Origin of the sequence: Rhodanobacter sp. DHB23 (assembly GCF_014842975.1) — a bacterium.
Classification (GTDB): domain Bacteria; phylum Pseudomonadota; class Gammaproteobacteria; order Xanthomonadales; family Rhodanobacteraceae; genus Rhodanobacter_A.
Map to the genome: position 1 here is coordinate 502,806 of NZ_JACYXK010000028.1, position 15,783 is coordinate 518,588.

Annotated in this window: 15 protein-coding genes; all 15 read right to left on the minus strand. The window is 66.1% G+C overall.

Going from position 1 to position 15,783, the window contains the following annotated elements; genetic code table 11:
* Positions 1–155: 155 nt before the first annotated feature.
* Positions 156–1,598: an NADH-quinone oxidoreductase subunit NuoN gene (gene nuoN / locus IHE47_RS14180; RefSeq protein WP_192106914.1), complete on the minus strand. Its 1,443-nt coding sequence runs from the start codon at positions 1,596–1,598 to the stop codon at positions 156–158.
* A 276-nt stretch (positions 1,599–1,874) separates the two neighbouring features.
* Entirely contained in the window at positions 1,875–3,383 is a 1,509-nt protein-coding gene (locus tag IHE47_RS14185) for an NADH-quinone oxidoreductase subunit M (protein WP_192106915.1), read from the minus strand.
* Positions 3,384–3,398: 15 nt separating this feature from the next.
* Positions 3,399–5,447, minus strand: coding sequence for an NADH-quinone oxidoreductase subunit L (gene nuoL, locus IHE47_RS14190; protein ID WP_192106916.1), 2,049 nt, complete (start codon positions 5,445–5,447; stop codon positions 3,399–3,401).
* Between the two features lie 4 nt (positions 5,448–5,451).
* On the minus strand, positions 5,452–5,757 hold the full coding sequence (gene nuoK / locus IHE47_RS14195; RefSeq protein ID WP_077483669.1) for an NADH-quinone oxidoreductase subunit NuoK: 306 nt from the start codon (positions 5,755–5,757) through the stop codon (positions 5,452–5,454).
* Positions 5,754–6,392, minus strand: a complete 639-nt coding sequence (locus IHE47_RS14200; protein WP_192106917.1) for an NADH-quinone oxidoreductase subunit J — start codon at positions 6,390–6,392, stop codon at positions 5,754–5,756. The genes nuoK and IHE47_RS14200 overlap by 4 nt, the downstream gene beginning before the upstream one ends.
* Before the next feature lie 12 nt (positions 6,393–6,404).
* A complete protein-coding gene (gene nuoI, locus IHE47_RS14205; protein ID WP_192106920.1) occupies positions 6,405–6,896 on the minus strand; it encodes an NADH-quinone oxidoreductase subunit NuoI in 492 nt (163 codons plus the stop codon).
* Positions 6,897–6,903: 7 nt separating this feature from the next.
* Positions 6,904–7,920 carry an NADH-quinone oxidoreductase subunit NuoH gene (nuoH, locus tag IHE47_RS14210; protein WP_192106921.1) on the minus strand — a complete coding sequence of 339 codons (1,017 nt, stop codon included), beginning with the start codon at positions 7,918–7,920 and terminating at the stop codon, positions 6,904–6,906.
* A gap of 5 nt (positions 7,921–7,925) precedes the next feature.
* A complete protein-coding gene (gene nuoG, locus IHE47_RS14215) occupies positions 7,926–10,250 on the minus strand; it encodes an NADH-quinone oxidoreductase subunit NuoG (RefSeq protein WP_192106923.1) in 2,325 nt (774 codons plus the stop codon).
* Positions 10,247–11,584, minus strand: a complete 1,338-nt coding sequence (gene nuoF, locus IHE47_RS14220; protein ID WP_192106925.1) for an NADH-quinone oxidoreductase subunit NuoF — start codon at positions 11,582–11,584, stop codon at positions 10,247–10,249. Before nuoF ends, nuoG begins: the two co-directional genes overlap by 4 nt.
* Before the next feature lie 7 nt (positions 11,585–11,591).
* Positions 11,592–12,119, minus strand: coding sequence for an NADH-quinone oxidoreductase subunit NuoE (gene nuoE / locus IHE47_RS14225; protein ID WP_192106927.1), 528 nt, complete (start codon positions 12,117–12,119; stop codon positions 11,592–11,594).
* Between the two features lie 112 nt (positions 12,120–12,231).
* A complete protein-coding gene (locus IHE47_RS14230) occupies positions 12,232–13,488 on the minus strand; it encodes an NADH-quinone oxidoreductase subunit D (protein WP_192106929.1) in 1,257 nt (418 codons plus the stop codon).
* Positions 13,489–13,492: 4 nt separating this feature from the next.
* A complete protein-coding gene (locus IHE47_RS14235) occupies positions 13,493–14,224 on the minus strand; it encodes an NADH-quinone oxidoreductase subunit C (protein ID WP_192106931.1) in 732 nt (243 codons plus the stop codon).
* A gap of 9 nt (positions 14,225–14,233) precedes the next feature.
* A complete protein-coding gene (locus IHE47_RS14240) occupies positions 14,234–14,791 on the minus strand; it encodes an NADH-quinone oxidoreductase subunit B (protein WP_192106933.1) in 558 nt (185 codons plus the stop codon).
* Entirely contained in the window at positions 14,782–15,138 is a 357-nt protein-coding gene (locus IHE47_RS14245; protein WP_192106936.1) for an NADH-quinone oxidoreductase subunit A, read from the minus strand. Before IHE47_RS14245 ends, IHE47_RS14240 begins: the two co-directional genes overlap by 10 nt.
* A gap of 233 nt (positions 15,139–15,371) precedes the next feature.
* The gene (locus IHE47_RS14250; RefSeq protein WP_192106943.1) at positions 15,372–15,731 is read right to left on the minus strand and encodes a PilZ domain-containing protein; all 360 of its coding nucleotides are present in this window, start codon (positions 15,729–15,731) and stop codon (positions 15,372–15,374) included.
* Positions 15,732–15,783: the final 52 nt, after the last annotated feature.

The following is a 15,783-nucleotide window of genomic DNA, read 5'->3' on the forward strand; positions in this document are numbered from 1 at the left end:
CCGTGTGCCCGATGCTCGCGATCAGCGGCTCGCCTTCCAGTGCGTCTACGGACGCCCGCCAATTCAGCGAATCAGGTAGGCGTCTGTATGCACTGCCGTGAACCAGCCAATGCGTGACTGGTTCACGACCACCCATCCGTGGCCTGCCTATAGGCTCAGCCCAGGCCGAACGAGTGGCGGCACCAGCCCAGCAGCGGGCCCCAGTACACGCCCAGCACCAGCAGCGCCAACCCGTTGATCGACAGCACCACGCGCAGCGAGGCGTCGGCCTGCGGCTGGTCGGCACCGCCCTCTTCCGGCTTGTCGAAGTACATCACCTTGACCACGTGCAGGTAGTAGTACAGGCCGATGATCGCGAACACCGCGCCGACGATCGCCAGCCACAGCATGTGCGCGTCGATCGCCGCCTGCAGCACCAGGTACTTCGCGTAGAAGCCGAACAGCGGCGGCACGCCAGCCAGCGAGAACAGCGCCAGCGCCATCAATGCGGCGAACCACGGCGAACGCTGGTTCAGGCCCTTGAGGTCGGAGATCTCCTCGCACTCGAAGCCCGCGCGCGACAGCGCCAGGATCACGCCGAACGACACCGTGCTCATCAGCGCGTAGCTGATCGCGTAGAACATCGCCGAGGAATAGCCTTCCGGCCCCGCGTTGACCAGGCCCACCAGCAGGTAGCCCATGTGCGAGATGGTCGAATAGGCCAGCATGCGCTTGAGGTTGGTCTGCACGATGGCGACCAGGTTGCCGATCGCCATGGACAGCACCGCGACTGCGGCCAGCATCGGCTGCCAGTGCTGTGACAGGCCGCCCAGCCCCGTCTCCAGCAGGCGCCACGCCATGCCGAACGCGGCCAGCTTCGAGGTGGAGGCGATGAAGGTGGTGACCGGGGTGGAAGCACCCTGGTAGACGTCCGGGATCCACATGTGGAACGGCGCCGCGCCCAGCTTGAAGGCGATGCCCACCAGCATGAAGATCAGGCCGAACACCAGCAGGTGCGGCATCGCGCTCTGCGTCACCACGGTATGCAGCTGGACCAGGTCCAGCGAACCGGTGGCGCCATACACCATCGACATGCCGTACAGCAGCATGCCCGAGGACAGTGCGCCCAGCACGAAGTACTTGATCGCGGCCTCGGACGACAGCGACGAATCGCGGTTCAGCGCCACCAGCGCGTAGGACGACAGCGTCAGCAGCTCCAGCCCCAGGTAGACCATGATCAGGTTGCCGGCCGACACCAGCAGCATCACGCCGATCACCGCGAAGATCATCAGCGTGTAGAACTCGCCGATGAACTGCTTGCGCTCGACCAGGTACGGCCGCGCGTAGATGAACACCAGCACGGTGCTCAGCAGCGCGAACACCTTCAGGATTTCCGAAACCTGGTCGCGCACGAACATGCCGCCGAACGCGGTCACGGTGACGTCGGGCTGGCCGGCCACCACCAGATAGGTGGCCACCAGCAGCACCACGACGGAGATCCAGTGCAGCGTGCCGCGCTGCTCGGGCTTCATGAAGGCATCCAGCAGCAGCAGCAAGCACGCCACCGCCACCAGATAGAACTCCGGCAACAGGACCAGGATGTCGTTGAGAGTAGGCATTAGGGTGTGTCCACACATACGGAACATGCCGCGCCGGGAGCTGTTTGCGCGCAGAACCAGGAAGAGCGAAGGAGCGTATGTCGATACGCGACTGAGCGATGACGCAGGGCTGCGGGCAAACAGACCCGGCCCGAAGGGTTGCCTCGCATTGGCCGCCATGCGGCAGCGCGCGGCTTGATCAGGGGACCACCCTGACCTGCGCCCCGCACTGCCACCTGACGGCCAATGCGAGGCAACGCGGCTTGTTTCGTATGTATGGACACACCCTTATCCCGATCAGATCTTGTGGATGGCCAGCTGCTGCACCACCTGCGTCACCGAGCTGTCCATCAGGTGGATCAGCGGCTCCGGCCAGATGCCCAGCGCCACGGTCAGCGCGGCGAAGGCAAGCAGCACGAAGGTCTCGCGACCGTTGATGTCCTTCATCTCGGCCACGTGCGGATTGGTGATCTCGCCCCACAGCACGCGCTTGACCAGCCACAGCGTGTAGGCCGCGCCGATGATGAGGGTGAACGCGGCGAAGAAGGCGATCCACGGGTTGGCCTTGAAGCTGGCCAGCACCACCATGAACTCGCCCACGAAGCCGCTGGTGCCCGGCAGGCCGCAGTTCGCCATCGCGAACAGCACGTAGAAGAAGCCGAACCACGGCATCACGTTGATGACGCCGCCGTAATCCTTGATCAGGCGAGTGTGCAGGCGGTCGTACATCACGCCGATGCAGGTGAACATCGCGCCGGAGACGAAGCCGTGCGAGATCATCTGCACCATCGCGCCCTGCATGCCCAGCCGCGCCGTGTCGACGTCGCCGAGTCCGCGCGCCAGCAGGAAGGCGATGAAGATGCCCAAGGTGACGAAGCCCATGTGCGCCACGGACGAATACGCCACCAGCTTCTTCATGTCCTCCTGCACCAGCGCCACGTAACCGATGTAGACCACCGCCACCAGGCTCAGCACGATCACCAGCCAGGCGTAGTGCTCGCCGGCGTCGGGCACGATCGGCAGGATGAAGCGCAGCATCCCGTAGGTACCGACCTTCAGCATCACCGCCGCCAGCACCACCGAGCCGCCGGTCGGCGCTTCCACGTGGGCGTCCGGCAGCCAGGTGTGCACCGGCACCATCGGCACCTTGATCGCGAAGGCGAGCAGGAAGGCGAAGAAGATCCACATCTGCTCGTTGAACGTCAGCGGCAACGCCGCCAGCGTGTGCAGGTCGAACGTGCCGGCCCGGTGATACAGGTACAACAGCGCGATCAGCATGAAGACCGAGCCGAGGAAGGTGTAGATGAAGAACTTCAGCGTCGCGTACACGCGCCGCGGTCCGCCCCACATGCCGATCAGGATGAACATCGGGATCAGCATCGCCTCGAAGAACACGTAGAACAGCAAGGCGTCGGTGGCGCAGAACACGCCGATCATCACGCCTTCCAGCGCGAGCATCGCGGCCATGTACTGGTGCGGCTTGTTCTGGATCACCTCCCACGCGCCGACCACCACGAGGATGCCGACGACGGTGGTGAGCAGGATCAGCGCCACCGAGATGCCGTCCACGGCGAGGCCGTAGTGCACGTTCAGCGAGGCGATCCACAGGTGGTTCTCGACCAGCTGCATGCCGCCCTGTGCCGCGTCGTACTGCGGCAGCAGGAACAGGCTCGCCACGAAGGTGAGCACCATGAACAGCAGCGCGAGCCAGCGCGCCAGGTTGGGCCGTGCCGAGCCGGCCAGCAGCACCGGCACCGCGCCGACGATGGGCAGCCAGATCAGAAGGCTGAGCAAGTGATTGAACATGTTTGCTTGCTTCCCTTATTGCGCAGCCGGCATCGAACCGAACAGCCAGTACCCGCCGAGCAGCAGGATCAGGCCGAGGATCATCGCGAAGGCGTACTGGTAGAGGTAACCCGACTGCAACCGGCGCATGCCCGAGGCGATGCGACGGGTCATGGCGGTGGTGCCGTCGATCATCACGCCGTCGATCACCGCGGCATCGCCGGCCTTCCAGAACAGGCGGCCCAGCTTCTGGCCACCCTTGGCGAACACGGCGAAGTACAGGTCGTCGATCCAGTACTTGCGATCAAGCACCGTCCACAGCGGATGCAGCGCAGCCTTGATGCGGCCGGCCAGCGCGGGGTTGAACAGGTAGATGTAGGTCTGGATCGCGAAGGCCAGCAGCACCAGGCCGAACGGCACGCTCCAGAAGCCGTGCAGCGCCATGCCCGCCGCGCCCTCGAAGTGCGCACCCATCTCGCCGAGCACGTTGTTCGCCTCGTCCACGTGGATGGCCGAACCGAACCAGCCGCGGAACAGCATCGGCCCGACGGTGAAGAAGCCGACCAGCAGCGACGGGATCGCCAGCAGTACCAGCGGCAGCGTCACCACCCACGGCGACTCGTGTGGCACGTGCGCCAGCTCGCCCGGCTTGTGGTGGCCGTGGTCGTCGTGGTGATCGTCATGGTGGCCATGGCCGTGGTGCGCCACCACGGTGAAGCGCTCCTTGCCATGGAAGGTCAGGTACATCTGGCGGAAGGTGTACAGCGCCGTGACAAAAGCACCGGCCAGCACGCAGACGTAGGCGTAGCCCGAGCCCCAACGGTGCGACTCGCCCACCGCCTCGATGATCGCGTCCTTCGAGTAGAAGCCCGAGGTGAACGGGATCGCCACCAGCGCCAGCGAACCGATCCACATGGTGATCCAGGTGATCGGCATGTACTTGCGCAGGCCGCCCATGTAGCGCATGTCCTGCTCGTGGTGCATGGCGATGATCACCGAGCCCGCGCCGAGGAACAGCAGCGCCTTGAAGAACGCGTGGGTCATCAGGTGAAACACCGCGCCGGCGTACGCCGACACGCCCAGCGCCACCGTCATGTAGCCCAGCTGCGACAGCGTGGAATACGCCACCACGCGCTTGATGTCGTTCTGCACGATGCCGATCAGGCCGGTGAACAGCGCGCCGGTCGCGCCGATCACCATCACGAAGCTGAGCGCGGTCTGCGACAGCTCGAAGATCGGCGACATGCGCGCGACCATGAAGATGCCCGCGGTCACCATCGTCGCCGCGTGGATCAGCGCGGAGATCGGCGTCGGGCCTTCCATCGAGTCGGGCAGCCACACGTGCAGCGGCACCTGCGCCGACTTGCCCATCGCACCGATGAACAGGCAGATGCAGATCACCGTGGCCGCATCCCACTGCGTGTTCGCGGTGATCTGCAGGGTCTTGCCGGCCAGTCCGGGCGCCGCCGCGAACACGGTGGTGTAGTCCAGCGAGCCGAGGAAATACAGCACCGCCGAGATACCCAGCAGGAAGCCGAAGTCGCCCACGCGGTTGACCAGGAAGGCCTTGAGGTTGGCGAAGATCGCGGTCGGCCGCTTGAACCAGAAGCCGATCAGCAGGTACGACACCAGGCCCACCGCTTCCCAGCCGAAGAACAGCTGCAGGAAGTTGTTGCTCATCACGAGCATCAGCATCGAGAAGGTGAACAGCGAGATGTAGCTGAAGAAGCGCTGGTAACCGTCGTCATCCGCCATGTAGCCGATGGTGTAGACGTGCACCAGCAGCGACACGAAGGTGACCACCACCATCATCATCGCGGTGAGGCGGTCGACCAGGAAGCCCACGCTGGCGCTGTACTTGCCGATCGCGAACCAGGTGTAGATGTCCTGGTTGTAGTTGGGCGCGCCGCCCCAGACCAGCTGGTACAGCACGTAGAACGCGAGACCGCAGGAGACCAGCAGTCCGAGGATGGTGACGCTGTGCGCGCCGGCGCGGCCGATCTGCTTGCCGAGGAAGCCGGCCAGCAAACAGCCCACCAGCGGCGCCAGCGCGATCGTCAGCAGGATGGATGTCGAAAGTTGCATCGGATCAACCCTTCATGCTGTCGATTTCGGCGACGTTGACCGTGCTGCGGTTGCGGAACAGCAGCACCAGGATCGCCAGGCCGATCGCGGATTCCGCCGCGGCCACGGTGAGGATGAAGAACACGAACACCTGCCCCGCCACGTCGTGGCCGAAGCGGGAGAACGCCACGAAGTTGATGTTCACCGCCAGCAGCATCAGCTCGATCGCCATCAGCAGCACGATCACGTTCTTGCGGTTGATGAACAGGCCGGCGACGGCGATGCAGAACAGGATCGCGCCGAGCACGATGAAGTGCGAAAGGGTAATCATGCTTGGGGCTCCTGGGCCGGGGCGGCGTCGGCGGGACGCTCGGCCGCCATCTTCACCACGCGCACGCGGTCGCGCGGATTGACCAGCACCTGCTGGCTGGCGCGCTGGTGCTTCACGCCCTGGCGCTGGCGCAGGGTCAGCGCCACCGCGGCGACCACGCCCACGGTGAGGATCAGCGCGGCGATCTCGAACGGCAGCAGGTACTGCGAATACAGCGCTTTGCCCAGCCACGCGGTGTTGGAATCGCCGGCCGGGTTCGCGCCCAGCGTCTGCGCATGCATCACGCGCACGCCGATCAGGCCCAGCATCTCCAGCAGCATCACCACCGCCACCACCAGGCCCACCGGCAGGAAGCGCACGAAGCCTTCGCGCAGGTGCTCCATGTCGATGTCCAGCATCATCACCACGAACAGGAACAGCACCATCACCGCGCCCACGTAGACCACGATCAGGGCGATGGCGAGGAACTCCGCCTCGGCCAGCATCCAGATGCAGGCCACGCTGAAGAAGGTCAGCACCAGCGACAGCACCGCGTGCACCGAGTTGCGCACGCTGATCACCGCCAGCGCGGAAAGCACCGCCACCGCACCGAAGGCGTAGAAACAGACGAGTTGGAACAGGTTCGGATCAATCATGGCGTTCCGTCCTCAGCGATAGGCCGCGTCTTGCGCACGGTCGGCGGCGATCTCCGCCTCGAAGCGGTCGCCGATGGCGAGCAGCTGGGGCTTGGTCACCACGTTCTCGCCGCGGTGTTCGAAGTGGTACTCGTGGATGCTGGTCTCGACGATCGAGTCCACCGGGCAGCTCTCTTCGCAGAAGCCGCAGAAGATGCACTTGAACAGGTCGATGTCGTAGCGCGTGGTGCGGCGCTGGCCGTCGCTCTCGCGCGGCGCGGAGTCGATGGTGATCGCCAGCGCCGGGCACACCGCCTCGCACAGCTTGCAGGCGATGCAGCGCTCCTCGCCGTTCGCGTAGCGGCGCAGCGCGTGCAGGCCGCGGAAGCGGTTCGACTTGGGGATGTGCTCCATCGGGTAGCGCATCGTGTACTTCGGGCTGAACAGGTAGCGCCAGGTGAGCGCCAGGCCCTTGAGCAACTCGATCAGCAGCAGGCTGTTGAAATAGCTGATTACGCGTTTCATCGGAACCTCAGACCCCCGCGATGCCGTAGAACTTCATGCAACCGGCCACCAACACCCACACGATCGCGATTGGAATGAACACCTTCCAGCCCAGCCGCATGATCTGGTCGTAGCGGTAGCGTGGGAACGTGGCGCGCAGCCACAGGAACAGGAAGGCGAAGACGAAGACCTTGGCGAACAGCCACAACGGATTGCCGTGGCCGATCAGGCCCCAGCTCTCCGGGAACGGGCTGAGCCAGCCGCCGCAGAACAGGATCGAGGCGAGGAAGCTCACCAGGATCATGTTGGCGTACTCGGCCAGGAAGAACAGCGCGAACGCCGAGCCGGAATACTCCACGTGGAAACCGGCGACGATTTCCGACTCGCCCTCCGCCACGTCGAACGGCGCGCGGTTGGTCTCGGCCACGCCGGAGATGAAGTAGATGATGAACACCGGCAGCAGCGGCCACATGTACCAGCTGAGGATGCCCTTGCCGCCGGCCTGCGCGTTGACGATGTCGGTGAGGTTCAGCGAGCCGGCCAGCACCAGCACGCAGACCAGGCACAAGCCCATCGCCAGCTCATACGAGATCACCTGCGCCGCGGAACGCATCGCGCCGAGCAGCGCGTAGCGCGAGTTCGACGCCCAGCCGGCGAGGATGATGCCGTACACGCCGATCGAGGTCATCGCCAGCAGGTAGAGCAGGCCCGCGTTCGCGTTCGACAACACCAGCTTTGTGCCGAACGGGATCACCGCCCACGCCGCCAGTGCCGGCACCAGCGCGATCAGCGGCGCGAGGTAGTACAGCGCGCGGTTCGCGTTGGTCGGCAGGATCACTTCCTTCAGCAGCAGCTTCACCACGTCGGCGAAGGCCTGCAGCAAGCCGAACGGGCCCACCTTGTTCGGCCCCATGCGCACGTGCATCCAGCCGAGCACCTTGCGCTCCCACCACACGTACAGCGCCACCGTGACCACCAGCGGCAGCACGATGCACAGGATGTGGATGACCGGCCAGATGACCTGGTTGAGTAGCTGTTCGCCCATGTGCCTTACGCCTTGCTCAAGGTAATGGCTGCGCCGTAGGGCGGCAGCGTGGCGGTGGAATCCTGCGCGGCCTCGATCCACACGGCGCCGTCCGGCACGCTGTGATCGATGGCCAGCGGCAGCGTGGCGTCGCCGACGCGCACCGCGGCGCCATCGGCCAGGCCGAGGCGGGCGGCCACGTCCGCGTTGATGCGAGCGGCGGGCGCGCGGTTGAGCGGATGCGCGTTGAGCGCGGTGGCACGACGCAGCACCGCGTCGCTGCGGTAGATCGGCCAGGTGGCGATGCGCGCCAGGCCGGCCACCGGCTTGCGCGCGGCCAGCGAATCGCGCGCCACCACGGCACGCGCCGCGATGCCGTCGCGCAGGCCGGCGAGGTCGTCGAACTCGAAGCCGGCGAACTTCATCAGGCCGCCCAGCGCACGCAATACCTTCCAGCCCGGGCGGGTTTCGCCCGGCGCCTTGGCACCGGCCTGTACCGCCTGCGCCACGCCGTCGACGTTCACCAGCGTGCCGTCGGCTTCCGGCAGCAGCGCGATCGGCAGGATCACGTCGGCCACTTCACGCAGGGCGTCGCTGGCGTAGGCGCTGAACGCCACCACCTGCTGTGCGCCGCGCAATGCCTCGAGCACCAGCGTGCCGTCGGCGAAATCCTGCGGCGGCTCCACGCCGTACAGCACGTAGGCCTTGCGCGGCTGCACCAGCATCGCCTGCGCATCCAGCCCGCCGTTGCCCGGCACCACGCCGAGCTGGGCGAGGCCGACCGCGTTCGCGCCCACCGGCAGTTCGTTGTAACCCGCGCCGGTGGCCGTGGCGACGAAGCGCGCGATGGCGCGCAGCCACGAGGCCTCCGGATGGGTGGCCGCGGCTTCACCGAGGATCACCACCGCCTTGCCCGCCTTCAGCGCGGCGATCGCGGCGTGGTCGCCCGCGTCGCTGGCGGCGGCATTGATCGCATCGGCCAGCGCGACCGGTGCGGCGGAGCCCTCCGCCACCGCGGCACGGGCCAGCGCCAGCAGCGCGTCGACCATGCCCTGCGGCGGCACGATGGCGGCCCCGGCCAGCTTGTAGTTGAAGTCGAACGCGGCCGGGTTGACCGCATATACCTTGGCGCCCTTCTTGGTCGCCTGGTGCAGGCGATGGTTGAGCAGCGGCATTTCGCGGCGCAGGTCGGAGCCAACCAGCAACGCGGCCTGCACCTGCGACACCTCCGCCACCGGCAGGCCGAAGCGGGTGGCCACGGCGTTGTCGGCGAAGTCGAGCTGGCGCAGGCGGTGGTCGACGTGGGCGCTGCCCAGGCTGCGCGCGAGACGCAGCAGCAGGTCGGCTTCCTCGTTCGTGGTGGCCGGATGCACCAGCACGCCCAGCTCGCTGCCCGGCACGCCCTTCAGCGCTTCGGCGGCGACGGAAAGCGCGTCGTCCCACGTGGTCTGCTGCCACTGGCCGTTGCGCTTGACCTGCGGCGCGCTGACGCGGTCGGCTGCGTACAGGCCCTGATGGCTGTAGCGGTCGCGATCGGACAGCCAGCATTCGTTGACCGATTCGTTGTCGCGCGGCACGGTGCGCAGCACGTCGCCGCGGCGCGTGTGCAGCCACAGGTTGGAGCCCAGCGCGTCGTGATAGGCCACGGACGGCCTGGCGATCAGCTCCCAGGCGCGCGCCTGGAACTGGAACGGCTTGTTGGTCAGCGCACCCACCGGGCAGACGTCGATGATGTTGCCGGAAAGCTCGGTTTCGACGGTTTTTCCGATATACGTGCCGATCTGCAGGTTCTCGCCGCGGCTCATGCCGCCCAGCTCGTAACTGCCGGCGATCTCGCTGGTGAAGCGCACGCAGCGCGTGCACTGGATGCAGCGGGTCATCTCGGTGGCGACCAGCGGCCCGATGTTCTCGTCGGCGATGGTGCGCTTGCGCTCGGTATAGCGCGACACGCTGCGGCCGTAGCCCAGCGCCACGTCCTGCAGCTCGCACTCGCCGCCCTGGTCGCAAATCGGGCAGTCCAGCGGATGGTTGATCAGAAGGAACTCCATCACGTCCTTCTGGAACTTCAGCGCCTTGTCCGAACGCGTGGTGACCTTCATGCCCTCGCCCACCGGCGTGGCACAGGCCGGCTGCGGCTTGGGCATCGGGCGGCCGCCCATCTCCACGTCCACCAGGCACATGCGGCAGTTGGCGGCGATCGGCAGCTTGCGGTGGTAGCAGAAACGCGGGATGGCGATGCCGACGGCGTCGGCCGCCTCGATGATCATCGCGCCCTTGCGGATCTGCACGGGCTTGCCGTCAACCTCGATGTTGACGACGTCGGGGGCGGTGCTGGTGGGCTGCGCACTCATGCAGCGACTCCACGGTTGGCGGCAAGCCGGTCCTCGGTCATCGAGCGACCATGCTGCACGTAGTATTCGAATTCGTTCCAGAACTTGGCGAGGAAGCCCTGCACCGGCCACGCGGCGGCTTCGCCGAACGCGCAGATGGTGTGGCCCTCGATCTGGCCGGCGATGGCCTTGAGGCGATGCAGGTCGTCCTGCGTGCCCTTGCCTTCCACGATGCGGGTCAGCACGCGGAACATCCAGCCGGTGCCTTCGCGGCACGGCGTGCACTGGCCGCAGGATTCGGCGTGGTAGAACTGCGAGATGCGATGGCAGGCCTTCACCATGCAGGTGGTCTCGTCCATCACGATCACCGCGCCGGAACCCAGGCCCGAGCCCAGCTTCTGCAGGCAGTCGTAGTCCATGGTGGCGGACATCATCTCTTCGGCGTTGAGCACCTTCATCGAGGAGCCGCCGGGGATCACCGCCTTGAGCTGGTTGCCGTCACGCACGCCGCCGGCCATTTCCAGCAGGTCCTTGAAGGACGTGCCGAGGCGGATCTCGAAGTTGCCCGGCTTGGCGACGTGGCCGGAGACCGAGAAGATCTTCGGGCCGCCGTTGTTCGGCTTGCCGAGGCCGAGGAACCACTCCGCGCCGTTGCGCAGGATCGCCGGCACCGAGGCGTAGGTCTCGGTGTTGTTGATCGTGGTGGGCTTGCCGTACAGGCCGAAGTTGGCCGGGAACGGCGGCTTGAAGCGCGGCTGGCCCTTCTTGCCTTCCAGCGACTCCATCAGCGCGGTTTCCTCGCCGCAGATGTAGGCGCCGGCGCCGAGCGCGCCGTAGATGTCCACGTCGATGCCCGAGCCCTGGATGTTCTTGCCCAGCAGGCCGGCCGCGTAGGCTTCCTTCAGCGCTTCCTCGAAGTGCTCGAACGGCTCGTGGTGGAACTCGCCACGCAGGTAGTTGTAGGCCACGCTGGAGCCGGTGCAGTAGCAGGCGATCGCCAGGCCCTCGACCACCGCGTGCGGGTTGTAGCGCAGGATGTCGCGGTCCTTCGCGGTGCCGGGTTCCGACTCGTCCGAGTTGCAGAGGATGTACTTCTGCATGTTGCCCTTGGGCATGAAGGACCACTTCAGGCCGGTGGGGAAGCCCGCGCCGCCGCGGCCGCGCAGGTTGCTGTTCTTGACGATCTCGACCAGCGAGGCGGGATCGGGCTTCTCGGCGAGGATCTTCCGCCACGCCTTGTAGCCGTCCACCTTCTCGTAGCTGTCCATCGCCCACGGCTTGTCGAAATGCAGCGTGGTGTAGACGACCTGGTGTTCCTGGGGTGCGGGTCCGACCGGACCGTGGGTGCTTGCCATGTCGTACTTACTCCAGCCCGTCCAGGATCGCATCGAGCTTCTCGATGGTGATCCGCTCGTGGTAATGGCCGTTCACCGTCATCGCCGGCGCGTACACGCAGGCGGCGATGCACTCTTCCTCGCGCTTGAGGTAGATGCGGCCGTCCGCGGTGCTCTCGCCCAGCTTGATGCCGAGCTTCTTCTCGCAATGCTTCACCAGGTCCACGCCGCCGTTGAGCCAGCACGAGATGTTGGTGCAGATCGCCACGTTGTTGCGGCCGACCGGCCTGGTCTCCAGCATCGAGTAGAAGCTGGCCACTTCGTAGGCCCACACCGCGGGCAGGTCGAGGTACTTCGCCACCGCGGCGATCAGCTCGTCGGTGAGGAAGCCCTGGTTCTGTTCCTGCGCGGCGAACAGCGCCTGGATCAGCGCCGAGCGCTTGCGGTCCGGCGGGAACTTGGTCAGCCAATGGTCGATGTGCTGGCGCGTGTGCTGGTTGAGCACGGCGAGCGGATCGACGTTCTTGACCTGGTCGTAATGTCCGGTGGCTTTCATGCTTTGAGTTCCGGGATTCGGGATTCGGGATACGGGATTCGGAAAAGCAGGTCATCGGATCGGCGTGCCGCTCTTGCCAATCCCGAATCCCGAATCCCGAATCCCGCGCTCCTCATCGATCCACCTCGCCGAACACGAGGTCGTAGGTGCCGATCATCGCCACCACGTCGGCCAGCAGGTGGCCGCGCACGATGGCGTCGATCGACGACAGATGGGCGAAGCCCGGCGCGCGCAGGTGCACGCGGAACGGCTTGTTGGCGCCGTCGGAAACGAGGTAGCAGCCGAACTCGCCCTTGGGCGCTTCCACCGCGGCGTAGGTCTCGCCGGCCGGCACGCCGTAGCCTTCGCTGAACAGCTTGAAGTGGTGGATCATGGCTTCCATGTCCTCCTTCATCACCTCGCGCCTGGGCGGTGCGACCTTGAAGTTCTCCACCATCACCGGGCCGGGGTTGGCCTTCAGCCACTTCACGCACTGCTTGATGATGCGGTTGGACTGGCGCATTTCCTCGACGCGCACCAGGTAGCGGTCGTAGCAGTCGCCCTGGACGCCCACCGGGATGTCGAAGTCCATCTCGGCGTACTTGGCGTAGGGCTGCTTCTTGCGCAGGTCCCAGGCCACGCCCGAGCCACGCAGCATCGCGCCGGTCATGCCCCAGGCCTGCGCCTGCTCCGGCGAGATCACGCCGATGCCGACCGTGCGCTGCTTCCAGATGCGGTTGCCGGTGAGCAGTTCCTCGTACTCGTCCACCTTCTTCGGGAAGTCGTCGGTGAAGGCGTCGAGGTAATCGAGCATGGAACCTTCGCGCCAGCTGTTCAGGCGCTTGAGGTCCTTGCCCTTGTGCCACGGCGATTCGCGGTACTGCGACATGTGGTCGGGCAGGTCGCGGTAGACGCCGCCCGGACGGTAATAGGTGGCGTGCATGCGCGCGCCCGACACCGCCTCGTAGACGTCCATCAGCTCTTCGCGCTCGCGGAACGCGTAGAGGAACACCGCCATCGCGCCGAGGTCGAGCGCGTTCGAGCCCACCCACATCAGGTGGTTCAGGATGCGGGTGATCTCGTCGAACATGGTGCGGATGTACTGCGCGCGTTCCGGCGCCTCGATCCCCAGCAGGTTCTCGATCGCGCGCACGTAGGCGTGCTCGTTGCACATCATCGACACGTAGTCGAGGCGGTCCATGTAGCCGATCGACTGGTTGAACGGCTTGGACTCGGCCAGCTTCTCGGTGCCGCGGTGGAGCAGGCCGATGTGCGGGTCGGCGCGGACAATGGTCTCGCCGTCCATCTCCAGCACCAGGCGCAGCACGCCGTGCGCAGCCGGGTGTTGCGGGCCGAAGTTCATCGTGTAATTGCGGATTTCCTGGGCCATCGAATCAGTTCCTGCGCCAGTCGTCGGCGGCTTCGGCCTTGGCCTGCATGAGGTCGGCGTCGTCGCGGATCACGCGCGGCACGCCGACGCGCGGCACCACCGAGGTGACGGGTTCGTACACCACGCGCTTCTGCTCGGCGTCGTAGCGCACCTCGACGTTGCCGATCAGCGGGAAGTCCTTGCGGAACGGATGCCCCACGAAGCCGTAGTCGGTGAGGATGCGACGCAGGTCGGGGTGGCCGTCGTAGATGATGCCGTAGAGGTCGAACGCCTCGCGTTCGAACCAGTTCACGCCCGGCCACACCGCGGTCAGCGACGGCACCAGCGGCAGGCTGTCGTCCGCGCAGAACACGCGCAGGCGCAGGCGCTGGTTGTGCTCGATCGAGAGCAGCTGCATCACCGAGGCGAAACGGTGCGGGTGGTTCACGTCGTGCGGGCGGTCGGCCCAGTCGAAGCGACCCACCGCCTCGCCTTCCACGCCGCGCGAGAAACCGGTCCACGAGACGTCGCTGGTGTCCCACTCGGTCTGGCCGTAACCGAAGTAGTCGACGCCGCACAGGTCGACCAGCTCGCTGAAGCGGAAGCCCGGCTCGTCGCGCAGCGCGGTGGCCACGGCGAGCAGGTCGGCGGCCGCCAGTTCGGCGACGGTTTCATTGCGCACGACGCTGATCTTCAGCGTGTCGCCGAACCGCGCGGCGAGGCGCTCGGCCAGCGAGGTCTTTTGCATGTCAGTCATGGGCACGCCTCAGGAACGCGCAATGGTGCTGGTGCGGCGGATCTTCTTCTGCAACTGCAGGATGCCGTGGATCAGCGCTTCGGCCGTCGGCGGACAGCCCGGCACGTAGATGTCCACCGGCACGATGCGGTCGCAGCCGCGCACCACGGAATACGAATAGTGGTAGTAGCCGCCGCCATTGGCGCAGCTGCCCATCGAGATCACCCACTTCGGCTCGGGCATCTGGTCGTAGACCTTGCGCAGCGCGGGGGCCATCTTGTTGACCAGGGTGCCGGCCACGATCATCACGTCGGACTGGCGCGGCGACGGGCGGAACACCACGCCGTAGCGGTCGAGGTCGAGGCGCGCCGCACCGGCGTGCATCATCTCCACCGCGCAGCAGGCCAGGCCGAAGGTCATCGGCCACATCGAGCCGGTGCGCGCCCAGTTCATCAGCGCATCGACGCTGGTGGTGGCGAAGCCGCGCTGCATGACGGGGTTGTCGCCGGCCGGGCGCAGGATGTCGTCAACCACGCTCAACGGCTGCGGGTTGTGCATCACCTTGTCGATGGAGGAGATCACTCCCATTCCAGTGCTCCCTTCTTCCAGACGTAGGCGAAGCCGATCACCAGCAGCAGCAGGAACAGCGCCATCTCGATCAGCGCCACGATGCCGATCTGCTTGAACACCACCGCCCAGGGGAACAGGAAGGCGATTTCCAGATCGAAGATGATGAACAGGATGGCCAGCAGGTAGTAGCGCACGTCGAAACGCGCGCGGGCATCCTCGAAGGCCTCGAAGCCGCACTCGTAGGGCGAGAGCTTGTCCGCGTCGGGCCGGTGCTTGCCGGCCAGCATGCCGATCACCAGCAGGACGACGCCAAGGCCTGCGGCCACGGCAATGAAGAGCAGTACAGGCCAATATTCGGCAATCACGGTGCAACCTACCTCCGCGCCATCGGGGCGCATCAGCGACCGCGGGGAAACGGTCCGGCAATGCGTTTCGGGCGACCATGCTCCCACTTGGTGACAACCATGGGCGCCCGACTCTCCACGATCCAAGTCGTGAACCGACGCATTGTATCAGCGCCTGCCGACACCACAACAGCTTGACGTTCGTCGGATGCGCTGAAACAGCCGCTGGGTGCGCCTACGCCGGAAGCCGGCGATCACATGGTGTGCGTGGGCCGTTCGGAATTGAGCACGCCGGCCAGCATGTTCTCGATGCGCTGGCGCGCCACCTCGGCGTCCGGCGTGTCGTTGAAATGGATGCCGATGCCCGCGGTGCGATTGCCCTGCGCGCCGGTGGGGCAGATCCACGCCACCTTGCCCACCACCGACAGGCGCTCGCTCTCGTCGGCCAGGCTCACCAGCAGTACCACCTCGTCGCCGAGCGCATAGGTCTGCGCCGTGGGCGCGAACAGGCCGCCGTTGCGCAGGAACGGCATGTAGGCGTTGTACAGCGCGGCGGCATCCTTGATCTTCAGCGAGATGATGCCCTGGCGGGCGGCAGCGGCGACGGGATTCATGCGGGCTCCTGGACGGCTCTCGGCTGTCGATGCGACGCGCCCATGCTAGCGA

Excerpts from the sequence above, each read along its gene's own strand:
- nuoN (WP_192106914.1), bottom strand. The coding sequence starts at position 1,598 with ATGCCTACTCTCAACGACATCCTGGTCCTGTTGCCGGAGTTCTATCTG.
- IHE47_RS14185 (WP_192106915.1), bottom strand. The coding sequence starts at position 3,383 with ATGTTCAATCACTTGCTCAGCCTTCTGATCTGGCTGCCCATCGTCGGC.
- nuoL (WP_192106916.1), bottom strand. The coding sequence starts at position 5,447 with ATGCAACTTTCGACATCCATCCTGCTGACGATCGCGCTGGCGCCGCTG.
- nuoK (WP_077483669.1), bottom strand. The coding sequence starts at position 5,757 with ATGATTACCCTTTCGCACTTCATCGTGCTCGGCGCGATCCTGTTCTGC.
- IHE47_RS14200 (WP_192106917.1), bottom strand. The coding sequence starts at position 6,392 with ATGATTGATCCGAACCTGTTCCAACTCGTCTGTTTCTACGCCTTCGGT.
- nuoI (WP_192106920.1), bottom strand. The coding sequence starts at position 6,896 with ATGAAACGCGTAATCAGCTATTTCAACAGCCTGCTGCTGATCGAGTTG.
- nuoH (WP_192106921.1), bottom strand. The coding sequence starts at position 7,920 with ATGGGCGAACAGCTACTCAACCAGGTCATCTGGCCGGTCATCCACATC.
- nuoG (WP_192106923.1), bottom strand. The coding sequence starts at position 10,250 with ATGAGTGCGCAGCCCACCAGCACCGCCCCCGACGTCGTCAACATCGAG.
- nuoF (WP_192106925.1), bottom strand. The coding sequence starts at position 11,584 with ATGGCAAGCACCCACGGTCCGGTCGGACCCGCACCCCAGGAACACCAG.
- nuoE (WP_192106927.1), bottom strand. The coding sequence starts at position 12,119 with ATGAAAGCCACCGGACATTACGACCAGGTCAAGAACGTCGATCCGCTC.
- IHE47_RS14230 (WP_192106929.1), bottom strand. The coding sequence starts at position 13,488 with ATGGCCCAGGAAATCCGCAATTACACGATGAACTTCGGCCCGCAACAC.
- IHE47_RS14235 (WP_192106931.1), bottom strand. The coding sequence starts at position 14,224 with ATGACTGACATGCAAAAGACCTCGCTGGCCGAGCGCCTCGCCGCGCGG.
- IHE47_RS14240 (WP_192106933.1), bottom strand. The coding sequence starts at position 14,791 with ATGGGAGTGATCTCCTCCATCGACAAGGTGATGCACAACCCGCAGCCG.
- IHE47_RS14250 (WP_192106943.1), bottom strand. The coding sequence starts at position 15,731 with ATGAATCCCGTCGCCGCTGCCGCCCGCCAGGGCATCATCTCGCTGAAG.